Here is a 26,990-nt window from a genome sequence, read left to right on the forward strand (position 1 = left end):
GGAAACACATCACCGCGGACGTGCGACCGGCGAACAGCCACCGGTACCGCCCCCGCTGTGCGGTGTGCGGTGTGCTTACTCCCGCCACGACTCCGGCGTGGCGCCGACCCCCGAAAGGCAGTCACACCATGACCACCGGGACACCGCGCTTCAGACTCGGCTTCCTCACCCATGTCCAGGGCCACGGCGACGACATGGCCCGGACCTACCGCAACGCCCAGGAGCTCTTCGTGGCCGCCGACGAACTCGGCTTCGACGTCGGCTGGGTCGCGCAGCACCATGTCTCCCTCGGCGGTGGCGGCCTCTCCTCACCCTGGACGTTCCTCGCCCACGCCGCCGCCAGGACCACCCGGATCCGGCTCGGCACCGCCATCACGGTCCTCCCCCTGGAGGACCCTGTCCGCCTCGCCGAGGATGTCGCGGCCGTCGACACCCTCAGCGGCGGACGCGTCGAGATCGGTGTGGGCAGCGGCTCCAGCGAGGTGGAGTACGCCGCGTTCGGCCGGGACATCGCCCGTAAACGGGAGCTGACCAGCGAGAATCTGGAGGTGCTGCGACGGGCCCTGGCGAACGAGGAAGTGCGCACGCCCGGCTTCCGCATCCAGCCCGCGGCCGGTGACTTCACCGACCGGATCTGGCAGGGCGTCTTCAGCGGACACGGCGCCAGATACGCCGCGGCCGGCGGCTCGAACCTCCTGCTCAACCGTGCCGCGTACGGCTTCGACGCCCCCACCGACGAGGTGCAGCGCCCCTGGGCGGACGCCTTCCTCGGCGCCTGGGACCAGCCGCGCCGCCCGCGGGTGGGGCTGTCCCGGTTCGTGTTCCCGGCGAAGGACAAGGACACGGCGCTCCGGCAGATCGGCGACGACGTCCACCGGGCGGCGCTCCGCTTCGCGGCGAACGGCGCCTTCCCCAAGGGCCTGGACAGGGCCGAGGCGCTGCGCCGCTTCCACTCCTTCTACGGGCCGCCCGAGGAGATCGTCACAGCGCTCCGGCAGGAGAAGGTCCTGCCGGTCGCGACCGACCTGATCACCCAGTTCAATCCCGCCGTACCCGACCACGACGCCGCGATCCGCGCCCTTGAGCTCATCGCGACCGAGGTCGCACCCGCCCTGGGCTGGAAGCCCGCGGCCAGGCCCGTAGCCACAGGAGGGTAAGACGGCCGAACACACCGACGCCGGACCCGGCCGCTCCAGCGGTCTCATGGTGTCCGGGCGGTGTGTTCTGACACGGCTTCGAAGAGAAGCAGCGCCTGGTCCGCCAGGTCCTCACCGGAGATGCGCAGGGATCCATTGCCCCAGTTCAGCAGCAGCTCACCGACCCCGCCGACAACGGCCACGGACATGGCGGCCGTGTCGACCCGGGGGTCGAGAGGCCCCTCTCTCAGCAGCGACGCCACCAGGCCCGTCATGCGCTCCATGCCCCGCCGCCGCTCCTGGGCGGTCAAGGGGCCGGCCCCCAGGGACTCGACGAGTTTGACCCGCCCCTTTCGCGGGTCTGCCACGGGCATCGCGACGAGTACGCCGATCATGTCGCGAGCCCGCTCGTGCCGCGTCCGGCCCGTTCCGATCGCCTCGGCGCACCGGGTGACCTGCTCCTCGTAGATGTCCTTCACCAGCGCGGCCATGACGTCGTCCAGCGACGAGAAACTCTCCGTGAAGTACCTGTCCTTCAGGCCCGCGTGGCGGAGCACCGAGCGGATGGAGGTGCGGGCGTACCCCTGGCTGGAGAAGAGTTCGAGGGCGCTCTCCATGAGGCGCCGACGCCGCAGCGAGGTGCGCTGCTCCGCCGTCATGCCTCCATAGGTCCTCATGACGGGCCACCTCTCCGGATGCGCTGTGTCCACTCGGTGTCCATGCGATGCGATGTCTCAGATATCCGGCTCCCTTACGCATTTTACCTATCTGGCAGCATTTGACCCCAGATAGGTGTAAAGTCGGCCTTATCTGGTAGCAAACTGCATAAGCGCCCCTCCTGAGGTCGTCCCGTGCCGAGAGGGGTTTCGTGGTGGCGGCGGCTCGGTCCAGAGGGCCGCGCGAATGGCCTACGCGAGGGTGCTTGCCGGTACCGGCCCGTGTGCCCCACTGAGTGGCCGCCCGCACCTCGCCGCCCCCGCCCGGACATGCCCGGGGGTGCCGTGCCCGTCCGGGACCACCCGCGAGAGAAGAACTCATCATGGATACGCATCAGTTGTTCATCGGGGGACACTGGATACCCCCATCCAGCCGCCGTGTCATCACTGCTGTCTCCGCCAGCACCGGCGAGCCTCTCGGGGTGGTTCCTGAGGGCACCGCGGACGACATCGACCGCGCTGTCAGGGCCGCCCGTGCCGCGTTCGACGCGCCCGGCGGCTGGTCCGCCTGGGAGCCCGGGCGCCGCGCCGCGGCCATGATCCGGCTCGCTGACGCCCTCGACACGAGGAAGGAGGTGACAGCGAACGCCGTCAGTGCGCAGAACGGCATGCCGATCTCCGTCTCCGGTTTCTTCGAGGGCACGGTCCCGGCGGCCCTGCTGCGTTATTACGCGCATCTGATCGGCACCACGCCCGAGGAGGAACTCCGTACCGGGCTGCCGCGCGGCAAGACGCTGGTCCGCCGCGAACCCGTGGGAGTGGTGGCCGCCGTCGTGCCCTGGAACTTCCCCCAGACGATCGCCTTCTTCAAGATCGCTCCGGCCCTGGCGGCGGGTTGCGCCGTTGTGCTCAAGCCCGCGCCGGAGACGGTGCTCGACTCCGTGCTGTTGGCGGAAGCGGTCGACGCGGCCGGCCTTCCCGACGGCGTGATCAACATCGTGCCCGGTGGGCGCGAGGTGGGCTCCTATCTGGTCGCCCATCCCGGCGTCGACAAGGTGTCGTTCACCGGATCGACCGCGGCGGGCCGCGAAGTGGCCGCCGAGTGCGGGAGGTTGCTGCGGCCGGTCACCCTGGAGCTGGGAGGCAAGTCGGCCGCGGTCGTGCTCGAAGACGCGGACCTCGCCTCGCACCGTGAGCAGTTCTTCATGGCCGGCCTGCTCAACAACGGCCAGGCCTGTTACGCCAGTACCAGGATTCTGGCCCCGCGCGGCAGGTACCGCGAAGTGGTCGAGTTCTGTACGGCCCTGGCGAGGGACGCTGTGGTGGGTGACGCGCTCGACCCGGCCACGCGGATCGGCCCGCTCGTCAGCGCCCGGCAACGAGAGCGGGTGCGTGGCTTCATCGGCAGGGGGCTCGGCGAAGGTGCCACACTCACCACGGGAGGAGGAGGCAGGCCGGCCGGTCTTGACCGGGGCTGGTTCATGGAGCCCACCGTTTTCGCGGACGTCGACAACTCCTCCGCCCTCGCACAGGAAGAGATCTTCGGCCCGGTCCTCACGATCACGCCCTATGACGGGGAGGACGAGGCCGTGCGCCTCGCGAACGACTCGGCGTACGGGCTCGCCGGCACCGTCTGGTCCGCCGACACGGACCACGGTGACCGGGTGGCCCGCCGTATCCGGACCGGCACCGTCGGGCTCAATGGCTATCTGCCCGACCTCACCTCCCCCTACGGCGGCAGAAAGGCCAGCGGACTCGGCCGGGAAATGGGGCCCGAAGGACTTGGGGCCTACCAGCAGTTCCAGTCGATCTACCACCCCTGACACAACACCCGGCAGCCGATCGCTCCGCGCCGGAGAGAACCGGACGGGGACGGTCGGCCGCCCGGCGACGGGCTCCCCATGACTTCCACCGCGACCGAAGGATTCGACTACGTCATCGTCGGTGCCGGCAGCGCCGGCTGTGTGCTCGCGGACCGTCTGAGCCGCGACCGGTCCGCGCATGTGCTCCTGCTCGAAGCGGGCGGCCCCGACACCGACGAGGCCATCCGGGCGCCGGGCGCTTTCGGCACGTTGTTCGGGTCGGACGTGGACTGGGATTACCGGACGTCCGCGCAGACCCGTACCGGCCGCACCTTCTCCTGGCCTCGGGGCAAGACGCTGGGTGGACCCGGAACTCAGGGTGCGCGGGGTGGAGCGGCTCCGTGTTGTCGACGTCTCCGTCATGCCGACCGTCACCAGCACAAACACCAACGCACCGACGATCATGATCGCCGAGAGGGCGGCCGCGTGCATCCGGGCGCGGCAGAGCTGACCACCGCCCCGCGCCACCACCCCCTGTCTCCCGCCCGGAGCCGGGCCCCTCACACCGGTGCCGCTGTCCCCCTGGGCGGGGGACAGCGGCGCGGTGCCTCAGTTCTTCACGGTGAAGCCCGCGCGCAGCAGCGACTCGTCGCGGGAGGACGGGCCGACGAGCAGTTCGAAGTCGCCCGGTTCGACCAGCCGGTTCCCGGCGGCGTCCACGATCGTGCACTCCGCGACCGGCAGCTCGACGGAGACCTCCCGCGACTCGCCGGGAGCGAGGCTCACCTGCCGGTAGGTCTTCAGCTCCTTCTCGGCCCAGGTCACCGAGGTGACGGAGTCGCTGATGTACACCTGCACGGTCTCCAGCGCCGGCCGGGTGCCGGTGTTGTGGAGGGTGAGCCGCGCACGCACGGTGCCGCCCGTCCCGACCACAGGGGCGAGCACCTCCAGGTCGCTGTAGTCGACCGTGGTGTAGCTCAGACCTTCCCCGAAGGCGAAGGCGGGGCTCTGCGTGAGGTCGGCATAGCGGCTGCCGTGCTGGCCACGCACCTGGTTGTAGTACGTCGGCTGCTGGCCCGCGTGCCGGGCGAAGGAGATCGGCAGCCGGCCGGTGGGCTCGATCAGGCCCAGCAGCAGTTCGGCGACGGCCCGGCCGCCGGTCATCCCCGGGTTGAAGGCGTGCACGATCGCCGCCGCGCCAAGCGCGGAGGGCGGCAGCACAAGGGGCTTGGAGCTGATGACCACGACAACGAGCGGCGTGCCCGTCGCGGCGAGGGCGTCCAGCAGGGCGACCTGACCGCCGACCAGCTCCAGGGTCGCGGTCGACCGTCCCTCACCGACGAGTTCGATGCGGTCACCGACGACGGCGACGGCGTAGTCGGCGTCCCGGGCGGCGGCGACGGCCTCGGCGATCAGGGCGTCGTCGGGCTCGGCCGGGACAACGACCTCGGGGCGGGGCTGGCCGTCGGGGAAGAACGCGCCCTCCGGGTCGGGGCCCACGGTCAGGATGTCGGCGCCCCGCGCGTGGGTGACGGTCCAGTCCGCGGGAACGTGCTCGCGGAAGCCGTCGAGCACGGTCCGGATCATGGCGCGCGGGTGGCCGTCGGGCAGCCAGTCGGCCTGGCCCGAGGAACCGGCCCAGTCACCGAGCTGATTCTGCGCGTCGTCGGCGTTGGGACCGATGACGGCGACGGTACGGGGCGCGGCGGAGGGCCCGGCGAGGGCGCGGCCGTCGTCGCCGGCCTCGAAGCCGCCGGCGAGCGGCAGGGTGCCGTCATTGGTGAGCAGGACCAGCGAGCGGCGGGCCGCTTCGAGGTTCAGCTCGGCGTGTTCGGCGCTGCCGATGACGAGCGCCTGACGCTCGGTGTCGGGGCGGCGCGGATTCTCGAAGAGGCCCAGCTCGAACTTGAGGGTGAGGATCCGGCGGACCGCCGCGTCGATCTCCGCCTCGTCGAGGGTGCCCTGGGCGACCGCCTCCTGGGCGCCCGCGAAGAACTGCGGTGTCGTCATCACCATGTCATTGCCCGCGTGCACGGCCGCGGCGGCCGCCTGTGCGTGGTCGGCGAAGATGTGCTGCTCCCACACCATCCGGCCGACGTTGTCCCAGTCGGTGACGAGGGTGCCGGTGTACCCCCACTCGCCGCGCAGCACCTCGTTGAGCAGCCAGTCGTTCACCGTGATGGGCACACCGTCCATCGACTGGTAGCCCAGCATGAACGTACGGCAGCCCTCGCGGGCCACACGCTCGAAGGGAGGCAGGAACCAGGAGCGGAGCTTGCGCCGCGAGATGTCCGCCTCGCTGGCGTCCCGGCCGCCCTGGGTCTCGGAGTAACCCGCGAAGTGCTTGGCACAGGCCAGGATCGCGGTCGGATCGTCCAGCCCCTCGCCCTGGTAGCCGCGCACCATCGCCGAGGCCAGCTCACCGATGAGGAACGGGTCCTCACCGAAGGTCTCGCTCACCCGGCCCCAGCGCAGGTCGCGCGTGATGCAGAGCACCGGGGAGAACGTCCAGTGCACCCCGGTCGCCGCGACCTCGACGGCCGTGGCGCGGGCGATGCGCTCCACGAGTCCGGGATCCCAGGTCGCGGCCATGCCGAGCTGGGTGGGATAGATCGTCGCGCCCTCCCAGAAGGAATGGCCGTGGATGCAGTCCTCCGCGACGAGCAGCGGGATGCGCAGGCGGGTCCGCTCGGTGAGCTCGGCCGCTTCTAGGACCCGCTCGGGGGCGGCGTGCAGGATCGAACCGGCGTGGAAGTCCTCGACGAGGGGCCGTACGCCGTCCTTCGCGTTGAGCTGGAGCATCTGGCCGACCTTCTCGGGCAGCGTCATACGGCCGAGAAGGTCGCTGACCCGCTCTGCCACGGGCAGCGAGGGGTCGCGGTAGGGCGGGAAGGGGCCCACAGGGGTTCCTTTCACAACGTCGGTGACGTTCGGCGGGGCACGTGGATCGGGTGGCGCGGTGGTGCTGTCGGACGTGGAGCGCTCCCCTGCGCGGCTCCGCCGGCGGGAACCGCTCCACGGCATACCGTACGCCCAATGCCGACCACGTGGTAGGTATGTTTGTCTGTACGCGGGTGATCGCGGGTGCGTGCGGTGGTGACCCCGACCGACAGAACCGGGAGTGTGACGCGATGTCCGTCGAAGCACGGCGCGGCTACGCGAAAGGCCGCGCGAAGCGGAGCGAGATCCTCGGCCAGGCCATGTCGATGTTCGGCGAGGCCGGCTACCGGGGCGCGTCGCTCCGTACGATCGCGACCCGCTGCGGCCTCTCGCACCCCGGACTGCTGCATCACTTCCCGACCAAGGAATCACTGCTGCTCGCGGTGCTGGAGCACCGGGACGAGATGGACGAGGCATGGCTTTCGCTGGGTGATCCGGCCGGCGTCGGCCGGCTGCGGCGCCTGGTCGATCTGGCCGCGCTGAACGCCACGCGGCGCGGCATCGTGGAGCTCTTCTCGGTCCTCGCGGCGGAGGCGACCGCCGCCGACCATCCCGCCCACGCGTATTTCGTACGGCGGTACCTGGCCTCGGTCGCGGACGCCAGAAGCGCCTACCAACAGGCCCGCGACGAGGGCGCGTTGCGCGCCGGCATCGATCCGGGCGCGGCGGCCCAGCAACTGATCGCCCTGATGGACGGACTCCAGGTGCAGTGGCTTCTCAGTGACTGCGCGACGGACATGGCGGGTGTGCTGCACGCGCACGTCCAGTCACAGCTCACCGTCCCGCTCTGAGCGGCCGGCCGCACCCCGTGGGGGGGCGGCCCGCCGGCCGGCGGGGGGCGCAGGGGGGGCGGCGCGGCGCCCTGGGGGGGCTGCCCCCGCGCGCCGCCCCGCCCCCCCCGCGCCCCCCCCGGGGGGGCCCCCCCCCCCCCCGGGGGGGGCGCGGCCGCCCGGCCGGCGGGCTCAGCAGGGGGTGCGGCCCTGCTCCTTGTCCTCGTCCGCCGGGGCGAGCGGCACCTGGCCGCCGGGCCCCTGCCGGAACGCCGTCACGGCGTCGTGCCGGCGCAGCTTGCCACTGCTGGTGCGGGGCAGTTGTCCGGAGCGCAGGAGGTGCACGTCCTGGGGCCGTACCGCCACTCCGAAGGCACGGACCAGGCGCTCGACCACCTGGCTGCGGGTGCCCTCGACGTCTTGCCGCGCGGTCCGGTCGGCTTCGGCGAGGACGAGGATGCGCCCGTCGCGCTGGGCGACGACGGTGCGGCCCGATCGGACAAACGGCAAGGTCTCCACGGCTTGTTCGAAGTCGACGGCGAAGAGACTCTGTCCGTTGACCTTGATGCGGTCGCCGTCGCGACCGGTGACGAACAGCTCGCCGCCGTCGAGGAAGCCGATGTCGCCGGTGGCGTAGAAACCGTCCTGGGCCGCGAGCGGCCGGGACCGGTCGAAGTAGCTGGGGGCCAGGCTGCCGCCGGCCAGCTCGATCTGCCCCAGTTCGTTCTCCGCGCAGACGTGCCCGTTCTCGTCCCGGACACGGACGGTGAACTCCGGCATCGGCCGGCCCACGGAGACGGCTGGGACGCCCGCGGGGGACGCCACGGTCCTGATGCCGCTGCCGGGCAGGCGGCTGGAGACCAGCAGGACGGCCTCGGCCATGCCGTAGCACGGCATGAACGCGGTCTGCCGCAGCCCCGAGGGCGCCATCAGCTCGGTGAACGCGTAAAGGTGTGGCAGGTTGATGGGCTCGCTGCCGAGGTAGATCGCGCGCAGTCCTGACAGGTCCATGGCGGCGCACTCGTCGGGCTCCAGGTTCCGCATCAGCCGGAGCGAGTAGTCGACGGCGAAGTTGGGGATCACCGTCCCCATGACCCGTTCCCGGGCCATGTGCTCCCACCAGCCCCGGGCGTCGAAGAGGAACGTCGAGGGGTCCGCCAGCAGCAGGTCGCAGCCCACCGCGAAGCAGGAGAGCATCCCTCCGACGAGTCCCATGTCGTGGTACAGGGGCAGCCAGCTACTCACCCGGTCCGCGGGTCCGCGGCCGTCGGTGCGGGTGATCATCGCCAGGTTCGCCCGGAGCCGGCCGTGCCGGATCGGGATTCCCTTGGGGAACGCCGTGGACCCGGACGAGAACTGGACGAAGGCCACCTCGTCGTCCCCGGGGGTCCGCAGCCGTGCGCCCGGGACCCGGATCTCCGCGGGCGGCACCGCGAGAGCGGGGCCCGGCAGATCGATCGGGGCCAGGCTCGGGACCCGCAGGACGCTGTCCGCGCGGAAGTCCCGCGCGACGCGCTCCAGAAACTCCTGGTACGCCTGGCGCGGCGTGCTCAGGGCGAACGGTTTCACGGAGAGCGGTACGGCGCCGATCTCCATGAGCCCGAGGAAGGAGACGACCGTCTCGACGGAGGTCTCGAAGGGGAACAGCACCCGCGTGCCCTCGCGGACCCCCTGGTCGCGGAAGAAGCCGGCGTACGCGGCGATCCGCTCGGGGAACTCGCGGTAGTCGACGAACTTGGACGGCTCGTCGAACCTGTCGTACAGATGCAGTCCGCGGCCGGGGGAACGGCGGTGGAGGGCGTGGAAGGCTTCGAGCACCATGGTCCGTCTACTCCCCGCCCGGGGAGACACCGCGCATCCACGCCACCAGGCGGGGCAGTACCTCCGTCTCGGCCCGCGCGCCGCGGATCACGTCGACGTGTCCCGGGTCCCAGCTGAGCCCCGTCTCGCGCCCCAGGACGGTGAACTCGGCCCGCCCACCGAGGTGGTCGGCCAGTTTCCGGGCCCGCCGGGGAGAGGCGTGGAACGTGTCGGCGGCGCCCACTCCGACCAGCACCGGCAGGGTCACACCGGCGAGCGCGCTCCAGTAGTCGGTGCGTCCGTCGGCGCTGCGGAAGGCGCCGCTCGGCGCCCAGTCGGCGAACTGCCGCATCAGTCCGGCCGGTTCGTCGCAGCGCCCCTGGCGCAGCGCCCGCGCGGGGAAGCGGCCGACCAGCCGGGAGAGCGTCGCGGCGAAGGTCACCTGAACACGCTTGGCGATCCCGCCGTCGCTGTAGTCGTTGACCGCCGAGGAGAGGGTGATGACCCCGGCGAGCTCCTTCTGCAGGTCCGGTTCGACCGCCAGCGCGGCCAGCGCGGCGTATCCGGCCATGCTGTGGGCGAGGAGGAACAGCGGTCCCGGGTGGAGCGCGGCGACGGCGCGCACGAGGTCGGGGATGTCGTGGCGGACGTAGGTGTCGAAGTTCCAGTCCCGCGGCCCGCCGGTGCCCCGGCGGCGACTGGGTCCGTGCCCGCGCAGCGAGGCCGGGTAGCAGACATGGCCCTCGGCGAGGAGACCGATGGCCGGTCCCCTGCCCGACGCGCTGAGAAAGAACGATGCGTCCGAGAACAGCCCGGGCAGCAGGAGCACCCCCGGAGCGCCCGTCCCCGCGGAGTCCGGTCGCACCTGTCGCACGTGCAGTTCATGGCCGTCGGACGTCGGCACCCAGTGTTCCGTCACGTCCGGCAGTCTGGCCGCGCTCATGGCGATCTCCTTGTCCAGCTCATCGGTTTCAGCGGGCCGTTCGGTCGGTGAGGACGGCCGAGAGGTAGTCCTGCAGGGGGATCAGATGGCGCTGCCCGGCGTCCAGGAAGGCGACCGTGACGAGGGCTTCGACGGCCGGGCCGGGCGCGCCGGGACGGTGCACGCTCTGCCGGAACACGGCCCGGAAGGTGACGTCGTCCTCGTCGAAGTCCGCCGCCGAGGGAGTGTGCAGCACGGTGCGGACCTCCACGGCCCCGTACGCGATCTCCGCCAGGTAGTCGACCTCGGCACGGGACACCACCGCCACGGCCCCGGCGGCGTCGACGGCGCCCCGGCTCTCCAGCCAGTGGCGCCTGCCCGCCTCCAGGTACGCGAGCACGACGGCGTTGTTGACGTGGCCGAGCGCGTCCAGGTCATCGGGCCGCACCGGCAGATCGAGTCGCGATTCGTCGAAGAACACGCAGTACCGTCCGTCCCGTCCGGGTGAGCGTCGAGTGGAGCCCGTGCCCGGCCGCCCGGCCGCCGGTGACAAGGACCACGGAGGACACGTATCCGCCGCTGTGCGAGAGGGAGACGTTCACCCTCATCCGCCGGCGGGCCAGGTGGTCCGCCAGCGATCCGTGGGCACGGAACAGCGGCGCGCCGTGGCGGTCGTGGACCAGTTCCGCATCCGTCCAGAACCAGGGAATCCGCGCCGCCGGCAGGGCCTTGAAAAGCGCCTCCTTCGCCGCGAAACCCGCCGCCATGCTTTCGGACGGATTCACCGCGGACGCGAAGCGGCGGATTTCGGCGGAGGTGAAGAAGACACCGGGCGTACGGAGAGCAACGGCGTTCCGCAGTTCGTCGACCGACTGGAAATCGTGCCCCAGACCGATCAGCTGTCGAGAAGATCCATCCACGTGTCCTCGACCTCTTCACGGGAGTTCACGGCGATTCCGGTGATCTTCTTCAGCGCACCGCAGATGAGCTGTTCCTTCTTCTCGATCGCCTCCGGCCGGAAATCGCTGTCGCTCGTGTCCAGATGGTCCCACCAGTTCACGTGCGTACCGCGGCTCTCGCGCTGTTCGCGAGCGCTTCCCTGGAGTTCCCCGTCCTCGCGGAGGAACAGGTGCGCCACGGCGAAGGCGTCCTTGGCGTGGTACTCGCCGCTGTCCACCAGAGCCTTCGCGAACGACACGAAGTAGTTGCGGTGCTGGATCTCGTCGGCGGCGACCTGCTTGAAGATGCGGCGCAGCCCGCCGTCCTCGACGACATGCTGGCACTGGCCGTAGTTGACGGCGGCGGTGATCTCCGAGATCGCCAGCAGCACCAGGGTGCGCAGCATGTCGTCGTCGGGGAACACCTGGCGGAACTGGATGAAGGTCTCGTCGGAGATCGGCTCCATCCCGGTGGCCTCGGCCAGCCGGATGAAGACGGTCTCGTGGTGCGCCTCCTCCTCGTTCCAGTACCTGCTCCAGGTGCCGCAGGCCTCCATCACGGCCGCCACCGCGGGGTTCTTGGCGCCCCAGCGGCGGCACTCGGCCTCGGCCTGCCGCTCCAGCCGGTCCGCGCCCGGCTTGGTCGTGAGTTCGGCCCGGCCGGCGTTCCAGACGAGGACGCGGTCACGCGGGGTGAGCCGGTCCAGGTCGACCGCCGCCAGCATGTCGACGACGCTCCAGCGGCGGGACTCGTGGAGCCGGTGCTGTTCCCAGGTGACATCGACGAGCGACATGCCCCGCACAGTCAGCGCGTCGTAGAGGTCGGTGATGATGGCGGGCTGCTTCTCGGAGGCGCCGGGGCGCCGGGCGCCGGAGGGTGCGGTGTCCGTCAGGCCGGTGCTCATGTCACGGCCTCCCGCTGCTGCCGCTCGCATTCCTCAAGGAAAAGGGCCACCACATTCGATATCGGCGTGTCGAGCGGGAGCGCGGGCAGGCGCACCCGAATTCCGTGGTCCTTACGCAGAGAATTCGCGGTCCGGGCGAACGACTCCATCAGGTCAATGCTGTTGGTCATGCGCGGGCTTCTGCTGACCACATCGGCCAAGGTCACCCCGGAGGCGAAGAGTTCCTCCTCGGGAAGTTCGGCATGCTCGGAGAATTTCCGGCGGATATAATAATCCAGTTCAGACGTTTTCATGGTTCGAAAGCCTACAGTCAACTCGACGGGAAAAGCCGTCCACAATAATTCGTTTTGTTTATCGCCCGGCCCGGACGCCGAAAACCGGACAGGCCCGGGCCCGCGTCGGTGCCGGCGGTCGCGGGGCCGGGCCTCGGTCTGTCCCCGTCAGTCGCGGCGCCGCATCGCCACCGCGCTGACACCGGCGAGTACGGCCGTCACACCGCACCACAGGAAGCCGGTGAGGAAGCCGTCCGGCGATCCCAGTCCCTCGGACTCCAGGATCACCGCCAGCCCGGCGACCCCCACCGCACCGCCGACCTGACGGGACGTCATCAGCATTCCGCTGCCCGCGGCGAAGCGGTCGGCGGGCAGTGCGGCGGAGGCGATGGAGGAGAGACCGGTGAGGACACAGCCGATGCCCAGCCCGCCCAGCAGGCCGGGCGGCAGCCAGAGCGCCGCGTAGGAGGGCGAGCTGTCGAGGGTCAGCCCCATGACGGCGAACGACGCCCCCGCGAGTACGCCACCGAACACAACGGCCTTCCACTGCTGTTCGACCGGCATCCGGCGGCCGACGATCACCGCGCCGACCGCGGCGAGGAAGGCCCCCGGGGTCACGCCCAGACCGGACTTGAGGACCGAGTAGTGCCAGATGGACGCCAGGAAGAGGGGGCAGGCCAGCAGCCACGCGTACATGGCCGCGCCGAACAGCGCGGAGGTGACATTGGCGGCCGTGAACACCGGACTGCGCCACAGGTCGGTCTCGAACGCGGGGGCCGGGTGCCGGCGGGAGCGCAGGGCCACCACCGCACCGAAGACGACACCCGCCGCGAACAGCAGAAGCACCTCCGGGCTGGTCCAGCCCCAGTCGGCGCCCTGGCTCAGCGCGGTGACCGGGCCGCCGATGGCCAGCACCATCGCCACCATGCCGAGCAGATCCGGAAGCCGCTTGCCCGAGGGCTTGTCCGCGGTCAGCCGGGAGGTGCCGTAGCCGATGAGGAGCCCGAGCGGCACGTTGATGAGGAAGATGCCGCGCCAGTTCCAGCTGTCCACGAGCAGACCGCCCAGGCTCGGCCCGACGGCCGCGGCGATACCGCCCGCGGCTCCCCAGGCACCCAGGGCGGCGGCCCGCCTGGCCGGCGGGGTGTGGGCCAGCAGCAGCCCGAGGGCGGCCGGGATCATGCCCGCCGCGGTGGCACCCTGTACGGCGCGGGCGGCGATCAGCCAGGCGGCGCTCGGAGCCGCCCCCGCCGCGAGCGAGGTGGCGGTGAAGCCGAGCACCGAGATGAGGAACAGGCGCCTGCGGCCCACCACGTCCGCGAGCCGTCCCGCGGCGGCGAGCAGCCCCGCGAAGACCACGGCGTAGGCGGTGATGACCCAGCTGAGCCGGGACACGGAGACGTCGGGGAAGCTGCTGTGCAGGTCCGGGAAGGCGACGTTGACGACCGTGGCGTCCAGCAGGGCGAGGAAGGTGGCCCCCGAGGCGAGGAGCAGCGCCGCGCCCGCGTGGGCCGACCCTCCTTCCTCCTGCGGGACGGCTCCGGGCCGGGCCGGGACTGTTGTCATCGGGTTACCACTTCCATGAGAGGTTGCCGGGAGAAGGAGTGCCGCGTCAGGACGCGGAGGACGGGCCGCGCGGCTCGTCGAGGAAGTCGGCCACACGGGCGACGACCTCCGGGGCGGTGATGACGCGGTGGTGCCCGAGGCCCTGGGTGAGGAAGAGTTCGGCGCGGGTCCCGTACGCCTCGGCCGTCTCGTGGGCCTGATGGATCCGCGCCCTGCGGTCGTCCTCGTCGTGGACGAGCAGGATCCGCTCCACGGCGATCTCCTCCGGGGCGAGCGGGACCGCGAAGCGGCGCCAGATGTCGGGTTCGTGCGGGAAGAGTTCCTTTTCCACACGCGCGCGCAGTTCGGTCTCCAGGCGTGCGCGCAGGCCGAGTTCCCCGATGAAGCCGGACACCAGGTGGTCGAAGCGGCTGACACCGGCGATGCCGACCAGGGCCTCCGTCTTGACGCCTTCCCGTACGGCGAAGAAGGAGGACAGCGAGCCGAAGGAGTACCCCACCATCGCGCCGAACACACCGTGTCTGTCCTGCAGTTCACGGATGATGTCGCGGTACTCCAGGATCGTGGTGCTCTTACCGCCGGAGTCGCCGTGTCCGGGCGCGTCGAAGGCGATCACACTGTGGCCGCGGTCGCGCAGCGCGGAGACGAGGGCCCCGAAGCGCAGGGCACGCGACCCCCATCCGTGCGCGAGGAGTACCGGCCGGGGCCCGTCCCCCCAGTGGTAGGTGGTCACGCTCTTGCCGGCCACGGTGAGCCGCCCCCGCTCGGCCCGCTGGGCCACCGGCCCGTCCACGGACCGGATTTTGGCCCGGCCGAGAGGCCGCCGGAAGAGCGCGAAGGCGCCCTTCCCCGCGAGCCCCGGGGCAACCCTCGCCGTGGAGTTCAGGACCGTACTCAGCACTGCAACGGTCGGGTCCATCGTCTGGCCTCCCTGGAGCCGCATCACAAAGATGAGGATAGTAGCACGATCGTTCGCACTCTTTTAGGTCCCGGAGGACCCGTACAGGACCGGTGGCGAAGGCGCACACCGGAAGCGCGGAGTCCACCCCTCGCCCCGGCCGAGGCGGCCCGGGGGCCGCGCGGGGCGCCGCCTTCAGTCGTCCACCGGGAACAGCCGCTCGCCGGTCGCGTCGACCTCGACGGAGATCGCCTCCAGCGGACAGAGTTCGGCGGCACGCATCACCCGCTCGTCCGCCGGCAGCACCGCGCGCTCGGCCCGGGACTGACCATCGCTTTCGAGCGCGAACTCGCCCGGAGCAGTGGAAACACAGATCGTCGATCCCACACAGCGCGAACGGTCCACCGTCAAACGCCAGTTGTCCGGCATCATTTCCCCCTGACTTCACTTATGGATTGCCCGGGACCTCGCCCCGGGAAAAACACTTGATCGCTACTGGCGAGTTTCACCGGCCGACACCCCGAGGTCGGCGCACCCGCCCCCCGCCGAGGCGCCGCCCGGCTAGGATCACCCTTTGGGCGCCACCCTCGAACCACGACCGGAAACGACCCGAATCGGACGCCGACGGCAATGCCTTGACGCCAAGAGGCGCGAAGAACATTATTAGCACGAACGTTCGCACACTACAGGGGGTGGTGTCAGTGTTCCGATTCGTGGGGCGGATCGCAGCAACCGGCGGGGAATCGGAGGAGGACGACGTCCAGAGCGGCGTCGAGCGTTTCCACCGAATCCGCTTGGGCGCGTACGCGTCGGGGCCGAACGGCGGCTTCAAAAGCGAACTCGACCGGAAGATCGACACGGAACTCGATTCTCCGAACAACTGATTCCGTTTATGGAGCCGGTTCGCATTCGCCGCAGGCCACGACGCTTTCATCACCACATACGGGGGGTCCATATGTCGATCGCGGAGACAGTACGAGAGAGAACACCGGCCGGGGAGCAGCGGGCCGCGGACCTCGGTCTGAGCCGCTTGCGCTCCTTCATCTGCCTGGCCGAGGAACTGCACTTCGGCCGCGCGGCCCAGCGCCTGCACATCAGCCAGCCCGCGCTCAGCCAGCAGATCGTGCGTCTGGAGAAGGAGGTCGCCACACCCCTGCTGCGCCGCACCAACCGCAGCGTCTGGCTGACACCGGCCGGCCGGGAGTTCCTGAGAGGGGCACGCGCGGCCGTGCGGGCACTGGACGAGACCACCGACGCCACGCGTCGCCGGGCGGGCAGCCGGACACCCCTGGTGCTCAGCCATGTCCCGCATCCTTCCGTCGATCTCGGCACGTTCGTCGAGGAGTTCTGTGCCGCTCTCAAGGAGCAGCTCTTCCGGACGACGGTGAACATCGTCCGGCACAGCCCGGAGGAGCACCGGCACGCCCTGCGGGACGGCCGGGCGGTCCTGGGGATCTGTCCGGCCGACAACGACTTCGACCTGCACGGCCTGGGCAGCGCGGACATCACGATCCGACCGGCCGCGCGCCACGGTGCGGACCACGGCTCCCACCGGATGCGTCTCAGCTGGCCGGAGTGGGCCAGTCCGGCCGAGGTCGACCGTCTGGTCTCGCTCGCCCAGGCCCTCGCCCCCGCTCGCACCGGTGGCTGACGGTCTCCTCGCACGGCTGCTGCCCTCCCCCTGCCGTACCGCCGAGACCACCGGCCACCGCGACGCGGCCGACCTCGGCGCCCTCCATCCGGAGGAGAGGCGGGCGGCGGCGGGGTTCCGGCCCCGCCGGGCACGCGAGTTCGCCGCGGTGCGGGCCTGTGCCCGCACCGCGCTCCTCGCGCTCGGCGAGGCCCCCGCTCCACTGCCGCCCGGCCCGAAGGGCGCTCCCCGGTGGCCGGGCGGGGTGGTGGGCAGCATGACGCACTGCGACGGGTTCCGGGGCGCCGCCGTCGCCCTGTCCCGTGATCTGCTCACGGTCGGCATCGACGCCGAGCCGGCGGTCCCGCTGCGCCCCGGACTGCTGGAGCACATCTGCTCCGGTGACCGTGAACTCCTCTCGGTGCGCGCCCTGTCGGCCCGCGTTCCTCACGTCCCATGGGACAAGGTCCTCTTCTCCGCGAAGGAATCCGTCTACAAGGCGTGGTTCCCGTTGACGTCCCGCTGGCTGGGTTTCGAGCACGCCGACGTCGACCTGCGCCCGGCGGCAGGCACCGGCACGCACGGCACCTTCCATGCCCGTCTGCTGGGCGAGCGGGCGGTGCTCGGCGGCCGGTGCCTGACCGGTTTCGACGGCCGCTGGGCCGTCGGGGACGGACTCGTCGTCACGGCCGTGGCCGTGCCGGCCGCCGGCCCCGGGTGAACGCCTGGCCGGGACGGGAGTGACCCGGCCAGGCGCGCTGTGGGCCCGTCAGTTGGGCGACGGGCAGGACTCGACCATCCGGACCAGGTCGCCGACCGTTTCCACGTCGGCCAGCGCCTCGTCGTCGACCGTGGCCCGGAACTCCCGCTCCAGCCCGAAACCGATCTCCATCATGGTCAGCGAATCCAGGTCGAGTGAGGCGAGAGAGGTCTCCGCGCCGATTCCCTGCGGCGGCAGCTCGCAGAGCTGGGCCAGTACCTTCTGCACGCGCTCGATGTTGGTGCTCACGGTGCCTTCTCTCCCTCGTTCAGCAGGATCTTGGGCCATTCGAGTACGGCCGAACCCCAGGTGAGTCCGGCCCCGAAAGCGGTGAGCAGGACGGTCGCGCCCTCCGTCACCGTGCCGGCGGCCACCCCGTCGGCGAGTGCCAGCGGGATGGAGGCGGCTGAGGTGTTGCCCACCCGGTCGATATTGCTGACCAGGCGGTCCTCGGGCAGATCGAGCCGGCCGGCCACGGCCCGCAGGATGCGGATGTTGGCCTGGTGCCCGACGACGCGGTCCACCGTCGCCACGTCCCGGCCGGCCTGGGCCAGGACCGTCCGGGACGAATCGGCCATGTGGTGCACGGCGTTGCGGAAGACCTCACGGCCCCGCATGGTCATGTAGGAGTCGGCGGGGTCGGTGGCCACTCCCCCGGAGCGCTGCCGCGAACCGCCGCCCGGGACGATGATGAGGTCTTCCCGGAGCCCGTCACTGCCCAGGTCGAAGGCGTTCAGGGCGCCCTGCTCCTCGGGGGCGCCGGCCCGCAGGACGACCGCTCCGGCACCGTCGCCGAAGAGCGGGCGCACGACCTGGTCGGCCGGGTCCACCACCGTCGAGAACGTGTCGGCGCCGATCACCAGCACGCTCGCGGCGAGCCCGCCGCGGATGAGCGCGGCGCCGGTGGCCAGTGCGTAGACGAAGCCCGTACACACCGCGTTGACGTCGAAGGCGATCGCCCCGGTCATGCCCAGCCGGGCGGCGACTGCGGGGGCGGTGCCCGGTATCTGGTGGTCGGGGGTGGCGGTGGCCAGTACGACAGCGTCCGTCGCGGCGACGCCCGCCGAGCGGAGCGCCCGGGCGCCGGCCTCCACCGCGAGGTCGGAGGTGGCGGTGCCGGGGTCGCAGACATGCCGCTGCCGGATACCGGTCCGGCTGCGGATCCATTCTTCGGTGACGCCGAGTTCCCGGCCCACCTGCTCGTTGGTGACGACGCGCGGTGGCAGCCATCCCCCGAGTCCGCTCAGTACTGCGGCGGTCATTGTCCTCCTCGTTTCCGGTCGTCTCCTGGTGCCGTGTGGCTGCCGTCCGGGCCGCCGGGCCGGGGCAGGGCCCCGCCGAGCAGACAGAAGACGGCATGGCGGGCATCGCCGAGTGCGAACAGCGTCCGCACCTCGTCCTGCGCGGCGCCGGCCACCGGGCACAGGCCCAGACCGTGCGCCGGTGCCACGGTGGCGAGCAGTTGGGTCTGACAGCCCGCCTCGATGAGGGCGAGGTCACGGGCCTGCTCGCCGTACAGCGGTTCGAGCGCCGCCCGGTCCATGACCAGGTGCAGCGAGAACGCCGCCGTGCCGGCGGTGGCCCTGTTGGCGGGCCAGTGCGCCCCGTCCGGCAGGCCGCCGCCGCTTCCCGTGGGGAGCAGCGCGTGGTCGCCGGGGTGGTAGTAGTAGGTGCCGCCCGGGATCCCCGCGACCCGTCCCGGGCGGATCTCGACATACGTCTGTACGGAGTGCACGGCGCCGGCCGACGGGTAACGGGCTCGTACCCCGTCGTCCCCGGCCGACTGCCGCAGCGCGCCGAGGAGCCCGGCGAGCGCCCCGGCCGGCACCGCGTCCGGTGCGAAGCGGCGGGCGGTGCGCCGCTTCGCGGACGGTGTCTCCCGCACCGGCACGTCCGGCAGGGGCAGCGCGCCGGCGCCGCCGGGCCGGAGCGCGGGCCGGGAGGCCGTGTGCAGGGAGCGCGCCGCGGGGTCGGTGAGCACCGTGAAGGCACCGGCGGACGCGGGCCCGTCCTCCGCCTCCCCACCGGGTGCCTGCCGGCGCGCGCACCAGGTGGCGATGGCCCGGGGGCTGCCCAGGCGGAACAGCTCCTCCACCGGCGGCCGTCGGCCGAACTCCTCACCCAGCGCGAGCGCGAGCCGCACCAGGCCCAGGGAGTCGGCGCCCGCCGCCAGCAGGGACATGTCCGGGTCGGGGAGGTCCAGATCGAGCACCCGGGTCGCCGTCGCCATGACGCCGGCCAGCACCGAGCCTTCCGTGTCCGTCGGGTCCGGCGGGTCCGGCGGGTCCATCGGGTCCGTCGCGTCCGTCGCGTCCGTCGCGTTTGTCTCCCTCGTGCGGCCCGCGGACACGGCGGTCGGCCGTTCGGCGGCCAGCCGGGCCCGGTCGATCTTGCCGTTGGCGGTGAGGGGAAGCGCGGAGACGAACGCGAGGGTCCGCGGCACCATCACCTCAGGCAGCCGGGCGGCGAGATGGGCCAGCAGCTCCTCCTCGTCCGCGGCTGCGGAGTCCCCGCCCGCACGCGGCACCGCGTAGGCGGCGAGATGGCGGCGGTGCCCGTCCCCCCGGACCGTGACGGCGGCGGCGGTCACGGCCGGATGGCCGAGCAACGCGCTCTCGATCTCCTCCAGTTCGATGCGGTGGCCGTTCAGCTTGACCTGCTGGTCCTCGCGGCCCAGGAACTCGATCCAGCCCTCGGGCCGGAACCGCCCCAGGTCTCCCGTCCGGTAGATCCTCTCCCCGGTGGAGGGACGGACGACGAACGACCTCGCGGTCTGTTCGGGGGCGCCCAGATACCCGGTGGCCAGCCCCGCGCCGCCGATACAGATCTCGCCCACCACCCAGTCCGGGCGCTCGTCGAGCCGCTCGTCCAGCACATACACGCGCTGGCCGCGCAGCGGGGCTCCGTACGGGATGCTGTGCCACTCGGCGTCGACCTTGTCGACCCTGTGGTGAATGGACCAGATCGCCCCCTCCGTGGCTCCGCCGAGTGCCACCACCCGGGCGCCGGGGGCGAGGGTACGGACCCGGTCCGGCAGGGTCACCGGGATCCAGTCGCCACTGAGCAGGACCAGCCGCAGGGGGGTTCTCAGGCGGCGCTCGCCGAGGGCGTCGGTGAGCAGGCGCAGAAGGGCGGGCGCGGAGTTCCAGACGGTGACGCCATGGCGTTCCATCAGTTCGGCCCAGGCCAGCGGGTCGCGCCGGGCCTCGGGGCCGGGCAGGACGAGGGCACCGCCGGCGGCCAGGGTCCCGAAGACGTCCCACACCGACAGGTCGAAGGTGAGGGCGGAGACCCCGAGCACGCGGTCGCCGCGTGTCACCCCGAAGCGCTGGTTGACATCGAGGACGGTGTTGGCCGCGGCGTGGTGCGTGATCGCCACGCCCTTGGGCCGGCCGGTGGAGCCGGAGGTGAAAATGGTGTACGCGAGGTCTTCGGGGTTGTGCGGGTGGTCCTCGTACGGCGTGCCGGAGCCCTCGGGGGCCTCCTCCTCGATCACCGCGACGTCCAGGCCGGCCGGCCACGGTCCCTCGGTCCAGGGCTGGATGAGGAGGTGGCGCACGCCCGCGTCGGCCAGCAGGCCGTCCCGTCGGGCGGCCGGCCAGTGCGGGTCGAGGGGGAGGTAGGCGGCGCCCGCGCGCAGGACGGCCAGTACCGCGACGACCTGCTCCCACCCCTTCTCCGTCGCCACGCCGACCAGGTCCCCGGGCCGCACCCCGCGCTCCCGCAGGAGGCGGGCGACGGCGCGGGAGCGGTCGTCCACGTCGCGGTAGGTCAGCACGCGTTCCCCGGTGATGACGGCGGGCGCGTCCGGTGCGGCGGCGGCCGCCGCGCTGAACAGCCCGTGCAGGGTGTGGCCTTCGTACGGGTCGCCGGTGGCGTTGTACCGGTCGCGGGCGGCGCGCACCGCGGGCGCGAGGCTGACCGGCCTGGCCGAGCGCCAGGGCTCGTCGTCCCGGGCCAGCCGGTCCAGCAGGCCCTGGTAGGCGTCGAACATCGACTCGGGCACCTGGTCCGCGAAGAGTCCCTCGACCAGGTCCCAGGTGATGACGAGGGCGCCGTCCTCCTCGTAGAGCTGCTGATCGAGCCGGACCTGGGGGGTCTGGCTGACGCCGTGGACCTGCCGTCCGAGCCAGGCGAACGCGTCCATGGCCTGGCCCCGGCTGCTGAGGATGCTGGTGAAGACGACCGGGGCCGAGGCGGGTTCGTGTCCGCCCCGCTGCCGGGTGGCCTCGCGCAGGATCCGCACGCCGCTGACCGAACTGTGCGTCAGGTGCTCGAAGAGCTGGTCGCGCAGGGCCCTGGCGTGGTCCGCGAAGGGCAGGCCGCTGCCGCAGTCCACGTCGAGCAGGGTGAAGTTGGTGAAGTCCCCCACGACGTCACCGATTCCGGGGTGCAGCGGACGCCGGTCGAAGAGGGTCTGGTTGAGGCAGAACCTGCGGTTCTTGCTCCACTCGGCGATGACCACCGAGTAGGCGGCGAGCAGGACGGTGGACGGCGTGAGATTCTCCCGCGCGCCGCGTTTTCTGAGCCGTTCCCACACGGCGGGCGGCAGCGCCCCGGTGAGCCGGGTGAACCTCGGCCGGTCGGTCGCCGTGTGGCCGCCGGCCAGGGGCAGTTCCGGGGGCGGGGGCAGGGTGGCCGCCTTCTCGCGCCAGTACGCGAGGTCGGCCGCCGGTACGGGCTGCCGCCGCCCGGCCAGGACGTAGTCGCGGAACGTGGCCTGGAGCGGCGGCAGTTCGGCGTCCGGGTCCTGATAGCAGGCGCCGAGGTCCCGCGCCAGGATCTGCCAGCTCCACGCGTCGGCGGCCACCAGGTCGCCGCTGAGGTGGGTGCGGCAGCGGCCGTCCAGCAGGGACAGCTCGATCTTGAACGGCGGCCAGCTACCGGGGGCCTCGGCGCGGTGGGAGAGCCGCTGCCGGACGGCGGCGAGGCGCCGGCCGCTCTCCGGTGCGGGCAGCCCGCGCAGGTCGTGCACCGGCAGGGAGTGGGCCGGTGCCTCCGGGAGGACCCGCTGGCGCCCGTCCTCGTCGACCACCGCCCGGAGCATCGGGTGTCTGCGCAGCAGCAGCGACCAGGCCCGTTCCAGGCGGGCCGGGTCCAGGGCCTCGTCCCGGTCGTACTCGGCGTAGGAGTGGGCGGCGACCCCGACGTCGAAGCCGTTGCCGCGTCCGATCCAGTAGGCCTGCTGGATGTCGCCGAGCGGGAACGGCTCATGGGCATGGGCCGGATCGGGCACCAGCCGGTCCGTGTCGCCCTCCCGCAGCAGCGCCAGCAGGTCCTGCTTGTTCGCGGTGATGCGCTCGCGCAGCCGGTCGGTCAGCGCGCCTTCCGGGGCCAGGCAGCGCAGCCGGTCGCCCTCGGCACGGAGGTCGACCCCACGGGCGGCGAGTTCGCCGAGCAGGTCAACAGCGTTCATCGGGTGTCTTCTCCCGTCGGCTGCCGGAGGGAGGCCGCCTGGGGCCGCAGTCGGCTCTGGAGGATGCCGCAGACGACGTGCTGCAGCTCGAACAGGTAGAAGTGGCCCCCGGGCAGCACCGCGCTGTGGAACGGCCCGGTGGTGTGAGTGCTCCACGCCGTCAGGGTCCGCTGCGGCACGAGCGGGTCGTCCGTGCCGCCCAGCGCGGTGACGGGGATGTCCAGCGGGGTACGGGGCAGGTGCCGGTAGCGGGCGCACAGATTCAGGTCGGCGCGCAGGACGGGGCGTACCGCCAACGCCAGGTCCGGCTCGTCGGCGCCCGGGCCTTCGAGGAGTCTGAGCATGCCGGCGGCCTCCTGCTCGGACACGGTGTCGCCGGTGTATCCGGGCCAGCGCAGATGGGGGGCGCGGTGCCCGGAGACGATCAGTTGGACCGGTCCGTTCGGCGCCCGGGTGTCCCGCAGGTGGCGGGCCATTTCGTAGGCGAGCAGAGCGCCCATGCTGTGGCCGAGGAAGGCGTACGGCGCCTCGTCCAGCCAGGGGCGGAGCGCCCGCGCGGTGTCCCCCACGAGCGCCGCCATGTCCTGGTGCGGCGGTTCGCCGAGACGGGTACCGCGACCGGGCAGTTGCACGGGCAGGACGTCGATGTCCCGCCCGAGGCCGCCGCGCCAGTCGCGGAAGGCGGCGGCTCCGGCGCCCGCGTGCGGGAAGCAGAAGAGCCGGAGCCCCGCCGTCCGGCGCGGCGGCCCGTACGGAAGCCACACCTGGGGGTCGTGCGTCGCTGTCGTCACTGCCGTCGCTTCCTGTCGCCGTCCTGGTCGTTCCCGTCACCGTCCGCGCCCGGCCGGACGTCAGTTGACCTGCCGTTCGCGGCCGGCCCAGTACGTTTCGCGCAGGGTGCGGCGCAGGGTCTTGCCGCTCGGGTTGCGGGGCACCCGGTCGATGAACTCGTAGGCGGTGGGGATCTTGAAGTCGGCGATACGGCTCTTGAGGGAGAGCATCAGCTCCCGTGCCGTCGCCTTCTGTCCGGGGCGCAGGACCACAAAGGCGTGCACGGACTCGCCCCAGCGCTCGTGCGGCACGCCGATGACGGCGGCCTCCGCGACGGCCGGGTGCTTGCACAGGGCGTTCTCGACCTCGGCCGGGTAGACGTTCTCCCCGGCCACGATGACGGTGTCCTTGATGCGGTCACAGATGAAGACATAGCCGTCCGGGTCGAGGTATCCGGCGTCTCCCGTGTGGATCCAGCCGTCCACCAGGGTGCGGTCGGTGGCCTCCTTCAGCTCCCAGTACTCCAGCATGGCCGCCGGAGTTCGAAGCAGGACCTCCCCGATCTCGCCCGGGGGCAGGGCCGTCCCGTCGTCGTCGACGACCTTGGCCTCGACACCGGGGTACGGGCGGCCCGCGGCCTTCAGCCGGGGGCTGCCGACGACATGGTCCTCCGGGGGCAGGCACACGGCGGTGTTGCCGGTCTCGGTGAGGCCGTAGATCTGGGCGAAGTCGCAGCCGAGCATCTCGATCCCCCGGGTGAGCAGGCTCTCGGAGATCGGGGAGCCCCCGTAGACGGTCTTGCGCAGCGTGCGGAAGTCGTCGGGGCCGATGCCGGGTTCGGCCAGCACCATCTGGAGCATCGCGGGGACCACGCAGGCGGTGGTGACGCCGCCCCGGCGGATGAGGTGTACGGCGTCGTGGCTGGTGAACATGCGCATCGCCACATTGGTGACTCCGGCGTTGAAGCCCTGCATCGCCCACCACAGGCCGCCCACGTGGAAGCCGGGGATGCCGATGAGGCTGCGGTCGCCCGGCTGCCAGTCGATCCAGTCCAGGCCCCGCGAGGCAAGGGCGTCACGGATGCGGAAGAAGCTGCGGTGGGCGAGGACGACGCCCTTGGGGAGTCCGGTCGTCCCGCTGGTGTAGAGCTGCGCGATGGGGCTGTCGGGGCCGGTGCCGGGTACGGGAGAGCTCTCGGGGTGGCCGGCCTTCCAGGCCCGGTATCCGGTGTCCTGCGGGCCCTGGGCCTCGGTCTCCACCACGGCGCGCAGGGCGGTGCGGTCGGCGACGGCGGCGAGGAACTCGGGTTCCACGAAGAGGATCTCGGTCCGCGAGTCACGCAGGATGTGGTCGACCTCGGTCCCGGTCAGCCGCCAGTTGATGGGGACGAGAACGGTCCCGCTCTTCGCGCAGGCGAAGAGGATCTCGTAGTAGAGCTCGGACTCCTTGCCCAGGTAGCCCACCCGGGAGCCGGTGCCCAGGCCCGCGGCGAGCAGGGCGTGGGCGGCCCGGCTGCTCTCCTGGTCGAGCAGTCGGTAGCTGACGGTGCGGCCCTCGCACTCCACGGCTGTGGCGTCGGGGGTCCGCTGGGCGTGGAAGGCCACGGTGTCCGTGACGGTCTGCAGCTCGGCGAAATACATCGGGGTGTCCTGTCCGGTTGCGTTCAGCGCCAGATGTTGATGTCGGTCCAGTAGCGGCTGCCCAGCAGCGCCGGTCCCGGCAGGCGGCTCAGGGGTGGCCGGGCGCCGGGTGCGAGGGTGCCGGTGCCCGGCCGCTCTCCCGCCCGGTAGGCCGAGGCGAGCAGGCCGTACCAGCCGGCCTCGTCGAGTGCGGCGGGGTCGGTCGGGGGGAGGTGGCCGGCGCCGGCCCGCCGCAGCACCACGGCTCCCCGGGAGTCGTGCCGCTCCCAGCCGCGCGGCAGGGCGGTCCCGTCCGCGGCGCCGGTGAGCGCGGGGATCAGCGGCCCGGCGTCCTGGGGGTCGCACACCACCCCGGCGAGCGGGACACCTGCCGCGCGCAGGCGCCCGAGCCAGTCGGGCGCCCAGGATCCGCTCGTGCCGTCCCCCGGGGTCCCTTCCGGCGCGGCGAAGGCGGGCGGGCGCCGGTGGCCGAGGTCCCTGAGGTCCAGGAGGATCCCCGGCCGCTCCTCGGGGGCGTCCGCGCCGCCGGTGACCCGGTCCAGCTCGGCCAGGAGTTCCGCGTCCGACCGCACCACGGCGCCATGACGGTGCGTCAGATGGTCGCGGCACTCCGCGAGCGTGCGGCACACGGAGGCGTACGACCAGTCCGTGCGCTCCGCCAGGTGCGCGCGCAGCCGGCGTGCCGTGGCCACCAGCGCCTCGGGAGTGTGTCCTGACAGCAGCAGCACGGCCGGTCCCGCGGGCCCGCCCGCGGGTGGCGCGGCCTGTTCCGGCACGGCCTCCATCACCAGGTGCGCGGCGGTTCCGGTGAAGCCGGTCGCGCTCACCGCGGCCAGCCTGCGCGGTCCGGGCGGCCACGGCTCGGGGGCGGTGGCCATCCGCAGCCCGGTACGGTCCCAGCCGATGCCCGGGTCGGGGTCTTCGGCCCCGGGCTGCGGCGGGATCTCGCCGTGCGCCAGGGCCAGCGCGGTCTTCATCAGGCTCGCGGCACCCGAGGCGGTCTCCATGTAGCCGAGATTGGCCTTGGACGACCCCAGATAGAGGCCGGGGGTGTCCGGCGTCTGGCGCCGGTACGCCTCCGCCAGGGTCTCGGCCTCGACGATCCCGCCCACCCGGGAGCCGTTGGCCTGGGCCTCGACGTACCGTACGTCGTGCGCGTCCGCGCCGGAGCGTTCGAGCGCGAGACCGACGACGGTGCGCTGGCCGTCCGCGGAGAAGGCGGCCAGGCCGCCCCGGTCGCCGTTCTGGTGCACCGCGCTGCCCCGGACGACCGCGTAGGGACGGCGGCCCTCCTTGGCGGCGTCGCGGTACCGCTCCAGGACGAGGACTCCGCAGCCCTCCGCCCGTACGTACCCGTCGGCGTCCGCCGTGAAGGGCCGGCACCGCCCGGTCGGCGAGACCATGCCCGCCTTGGCGAACACCTCGCTGGTGAACGGCGACAGCAGCAGATGACTGACCCCGACCAGGGCCACGTCGCACTCGCCGCCGCGCAGCGCGGTGGCGGCGAGGTGCACCGCGGTGAGGGCCGAGGAGCACGCGGTGTCCAGGGTGAGGACGGGCCCCTGCACCCCGAGGGCCAGCGCGATCCGCCCGGAGGCGGCGCTCAGCGCCGTACCGGTGCCCATGTACGGGGACAGGTCGTCCTTGCCCAGGCCGTTGCGCAGTCCGGCGAAGTTGTACTCCGCCGTGCTGAGCCCGACGTAGACGCCGACCCGGCGGCGGCGCAGTGCCTCCAGGCCGAGGTTGGCGTCGGCCACCGCCTGGACCGTGACATCCAGCAGCAGCCGCTGCTGGGGGTCGAGATGGACCGCCTCCTCGGGGGTGAGCCCGAAGTAGCCGGCGTCGAACAGGTCGACGTCGTCGAGGTAGGCGCCGGCCTCCAGCGTGGCGGCCAGCGGAGCCAGGTCGGCCGCGGTGGTGTCCCAGCGCGGCCGGCCCAGGCTGTCGGTGGGAGGGAGCGGTGACGCGCCGGGTACGACGCGCCCGCCGCGCAGGGCGGCCCACAGGGCGTCGGGTGTGTCGATGCCGCCGGGGAATCGGCACCCCATCCCGCTGACCGCGATCGGCTGGGTCCGCTCCTGGTGCTGGCGGGCCAGCATCACCATGAGCTGCTTCCTGGACAACTCGCTGAGCTGGTCGATGTAGTCGGTGTAGTCGGTCACCGTGTC

At 72.1% G+C, this 26,990-nt stretch carries 24 protein-coding genes and 1 pseudogene; 8 read left to right on the top strand and 17 right to left on the bottom strand.

Features of this window, described 5'->3' with window-relative positions:
* Positions 1 to 128: 128 nt before the first annotated feature.
* Positions 129 to 1,157 (top strand): LLM class flavin-dependent oxidoreductase, encoded by a 1,029-nt coding sequence (locus ABZ707_RS04065; RefSeq protein ID WP_360167355.1) that lies wholly within the window; start codon positions 129 to 131, stop codon positions 1,155 to 1,157.
* 44 nt (positions 1,158 to 1,201) lie between these two features.
* Here the strand turns inward: ABZ707_RS04065 and ABZ707_RS04070 are convergent, their stop codons facing one another.
* Positions 1,202 to 1,813, bottom strand: a complete 612-nt coding sequence (locus ABZ707_RS04070) for a TetR/AcrR family transcriptional regulator (protein ID WP_360167358.1) — start codon at positions 1,811 to 1,813, stop codon at positions 1,202 to 1,204.
* Positions 1,814 to 2,175: 362 nt separating this feature from the next.
* Between ABZ707_RS04070 and ABZ707_RS04075 the strand changes: the two genes are divergently transcribed.
* From ABZ707_RS04075 to ABZ707_RS04085, 3 genes and pseudogenes are all read left to right on the top strand, one after another.
* Positions 2,176 to 3,615 (top strand): aldehyde dehydrogenase, encoded by a 1,440-nt coding sequence (locus ABZ707_RS04075; RefSeq protein WP_360167361.1) that lies wholly within the window; start codon positions 2,176 to 2,178, stop codon positions 3,613 to 3,615.
* 78 nt (positions 3,616 to 3,693) lie between these two features.
* A pseudogene (locus ABZ707_RS04080) lies at positions 3,694 to 3,822 on the top strand (NAD(P)-binding protein); the annotation flags it as partial.
* Between the two features lie 133 nt (positions 3,823 to 3,955).
* Complete coding sequence (locus tag ABZ707_RS04085) at positions 3,956 to 4,105, top strand: GMC oxidoreductase (protein WP_360167364.1); 150 nt, start codon at positions 3,956 to 3,958, stop codon at positions 4,103 to 4,105.
* Between the two features lie 98 nt (positions 4,106 to 4,203).
* Here ABZ707_RS04085 and ABZ707_RS04090 read toward each other — a convergent pair whose 3' ends face one another.
* Positions 4,204 to 6,495 (bottom strand): glycoside hydrolase family 3 N-terminal domain-containing protein, encoded by a 2,292-nt coding sequence (locus ABZ707_RS04090; RefSeq protein ID WP_360167367.1) that lies wholly within the window; start codon positions 6,493 to 6,495, stop codon positions 4,204 to 4,206.
* Positions 6,496 to 6,725: 230 nt separating this feature from the next.
* Here ABZ707_RS04090 and ABZ707_RS04095 point away from each other — a divergent pair, with 230 nt between their 5' ends.
* Positions 6,726 to 7,325: a TetR/AcrR family transcriptional regulator gene (locus ABZ707_RS04095; RefSeq protein WP_360167370.1), complete on the top strand. Its 600-nt coding sequence runs from the start codon at positions 6,726 to 6,728 to the stop codon at positions 7,323 to 7,325.
* A gap of 171 nt (positions 7,326 to 7,496) precedes the next feature.
* Here the strand turns inward: ABZ707_RS04095 and ABZ707_RS04100 are convergent, their stop codons facing one another.
* The 9 genes from ABZ707_RS04100 to ABZ707_RS04140 all read right to left on the bottom strand — a co-directional run bounded on the left by ABZ707_RS04100 (position 7,497) and on the right by ABZ707_RS04140 (position 15,037).
* Positions 7,497 to 9,125, bottom strand: a complete 1,629-nt coding sequence (locus ABZ707_RS04100) for an AMP-binding protein (RefSeq protein ID WP_360167373.1) — start codon at positions 9,123 to 9,125, stop codon at positions 7,497 to 7,499.
* Positions 9,126 to 9,132: 7 nt separating this feature from the next.
* Positions 9,133 to 10,047 carry an alpha/beta fold hydrolase gene (locus ABZ707_RS04105; RefSeq protein ID WP_360167376.1) on the bottom strand — a complete coding sequence of 305 codons (915 nt, stop codon included), beginning with the start codon at positions 10,045 to 10,047 and terminating at the stop codon, positions 9,133 to 9,135.
* 28 nt (positions 10,048 to 10,075) lie between these two features.
* Positions 10,076 to 10,507, bottom strand: coding sequence for an acyl-CoA thioesterase (locus ABZ707_RS04110; protein WP_360167379.1), 432 nt, complete (start codon positions 10,505 to 10,507; stop codon positions 10,076 to 10,078).
* Positions 10,461 to 10,946, bottom strand: a complete 486-nt coding sequence (locus ABZ707_RS04115) for a 4'-phosphopantetheinyl transferase superfamily protein (protein ID WP_360167382.1) — start codon at positions 10,944 to 10,946, stop codon at positions 10,461 to 10,463. The genes ABZ707_RS04110 and ABZ707_RS04115 overlap by 47 nt, the downstream gene beginning before the upstream one ends.
* Positions 10,922 to 11,869 (bottom strand): ferritin-like domain-containing protein, encoded by a 948-nt coding sequence (locus tag ABZ707_RS04120; RefSeq protein WP_360167385.1) that lies wholly within the window; start codon positions 11,867 to 11,869, stop codon positions 10,922 to 10,924. The genes ABZ707_RS04115 and ABZ707_RS04120 overlap by 25 nt, the downstream gene beginning before the upstream one ends.
* Positions 11,866 to 12,162 (bottom strand): hypothetical protein, encoded by a 297-nt coding sequence (locus ABZ707_RS04125; RefSeq protein WP_360167388.1) that lies wholly within the window; start codon positions 12,160 to 12,162, stop codon positions 11,866 to 11,868. The genes ABZ707_RS04120 and ABZ707_RS04125 overlap by 4 nt, the downstream gene beginning before the upstream one ends.
* A 147-nt stretch (positions 12,163 to 12,309) precedes the next feature.
* The gene (locus ABZ707_RS04130; RefSeq protein ID WP_360167391.1) at positions 12,310 to 13,707 is read right to left on the bottom strand and encodes a DHA2 family efflux MFS transporter permease subunit; all 1,398 of its coding nucleotides are present in this window, start codon (positions 13,705 to 13,707) and stop codon (positions 12,310 to 12,312) included.
* A 46-nt stretch (positions 13,708 to 13,753) separates the two neighbouring features.
* Positions 13,754 to 14,626: an alpha/beta hydrolase gene (locus ABZ707_RS04135; protein ID WP_360167394.1), complete on the bottom strand. Its 873-nt coding sequence runs from the start codon at positions 14,624 to 14,626 to the stop codon at positions 13,754 to 13,756.
* Positions 14,627 to 14,800: 174 nt separating this feature from the next.
* Complete coding sequence (locus ABZ707_RS04140) at positions 14,801 to 15,037, bottom strand: ferredoxin (protein WP_360167397.1); 237 nt, start codon at positions 15,035 to 15,037, stop codon at positions 14,801 to 14,803.
* A 281-nt stretch (positions 15,038 to 15,318) separates the two neighbouring features.
* On the opposite strand from ABZ707_RS04140, the gene ABZ707_RS04145 reads away from it, so the two are divergent.
* From ABZ707_RS04145 to ABZ707_RS04155, 3 genes are all read left to right on the top strand, one after another.
* Positions 15,319 to 15,489, top strand: a complete 171-nt coding sequence (locus tag ABZ707_RS04145) for a hypothetical protein (RefSeq protein WP_360167400.1) — start codon at positions 15,319 to 15,321, stop codon at positions 15,487 to 15,489.
* A gap of 71 nt (positions 15,490 to 15,560) precedes the next feature.
* Positions 15,561 to 16,256: a LysR family transcriptional regulator gene (locus tag ABZ707_RS04150; RefSeq protein WP_360167403.1), complete on the top strand. Its 696-nt coding sequence runs from the start codon at positions 15,561 to 15,563 to the stop codon at positions 16,254 to 16,256.
* Positions 16,249 to 16,956, top strand: coding sequence for a 4'-phosphopantetheinyl transferase superfamily protein (locus ABZ707_RS04155; protein WP_360167406.1), 708 nt, complete (start codon positions 16,249 to 16,251; stop codon positions 16,954 to 16,956). The genes ABZ707_RS04150 and ABZ707_RS04155 overlap by 8 nt, the downstream gene beginning before the upstream one ends.
* A gap of 48 nt (positions 16,957 to 17,004) precedes the next feature.
* Here the strand turns inward: ABZ707_RS04155 and ABZ707_RS04160 are convergent, their stop codons facing one another.
* Genes ABZ707_RS04160 through ABZ707_RS04185 form a run of 6 tightly spaced genes read right to left on the bottom strand, consistent with a single transcriptional unit; the run spans position 17,005 to position 26,984 of the window.
* A complete protein-coding gene (locus ABZ707_RS04160) occupies positions 17,005 to 17,244 on the bottom strand; it encodes an acyl carrier protein (RefSeq protein WP_360167409.1) in 240 nt (79 codons plus the stop codon).
* A complete protein-coding gene (locus tag ABZ707_RS04165; RefSeq protein WP_360167412.1) occupies positions 17,241 to 18,257 on the bottom strand; it encodes a beta-ketoacyl-ACP synthase III in 1,017 nt (338 codons plus the stop codon). The genes ABZ707_RS04160 and ABZ707_RS04165 overlap by 4 nt, the downstream gene beginning before the upstream one ends.
* Positions 18,254 to 22,411, bottom strand: coding sequence for an amino acid adenylation domain-containing protein (locus tag ABZ707_RS04170; RefSeq protein WP_360167414.1), 4,158 nt, complete (start codon positions 22,409 to 22,411; stop codon positions 18,254 to 18,256). Before ABZ707_RS04170 ends, ABZ707_RS04165 begins: the two co-directional genes overlap by 4 nt.
* Positions 22,408 to 23,202: an alpha/beta fold hydrolase gene (locus ABZ707_RS04175; protein WP_360167417.1), complete on the bottom strand. Its 795-nt coding sequence runs from the start codon at positions 23,200 to 23,202 to the stop codon at positions 22,408 to 22,410. Before ABZ707_RS04175 ends, ABZ707_RS04170 begins: the two co-directional genes overlap by 4 nt.
* Positions 23,203 to 23,262: 60 nt before the next feature.
* Positions 23,263 to 24,822, bottom strand: a complete 1,560-nt coding sequence (locus tag ABZ707_RS04180; RefSeq protein WP_360167420.1) for a long-chain-fatty-acid--CoA ligase — start codon at positions 24,820 to 24,822, stop codon at positions 23,263 to 23,265.
* Between the two features lie 23 nt (positions 24,823 to 24,845).
* Positions 24,846 to 26,984 carry a beta-ketoacyl synthase N-terminal-like domain-containing protein gene (locus ABZ707_RS04185; protein WP_360167423.1) on the bottom strand — a complete coding sequence of 713 codons (2,139 nt, stop codon included), beginning with the start codon at positions 26,982 to 26,984 and terminating at the stop codon, positions 24,846 to 24,848.
* Positions 26,985 to 26,990: the final 6 nt, after the last annotated feature.

This window comes from Streptomyces sp. NPDC006923, assembly GCF_040635655.1.
GTDB lineage: Bacteria > Actinomycetota > Actinomycetes > Streptomycetales > Streptomycetaceae > Streptomyces.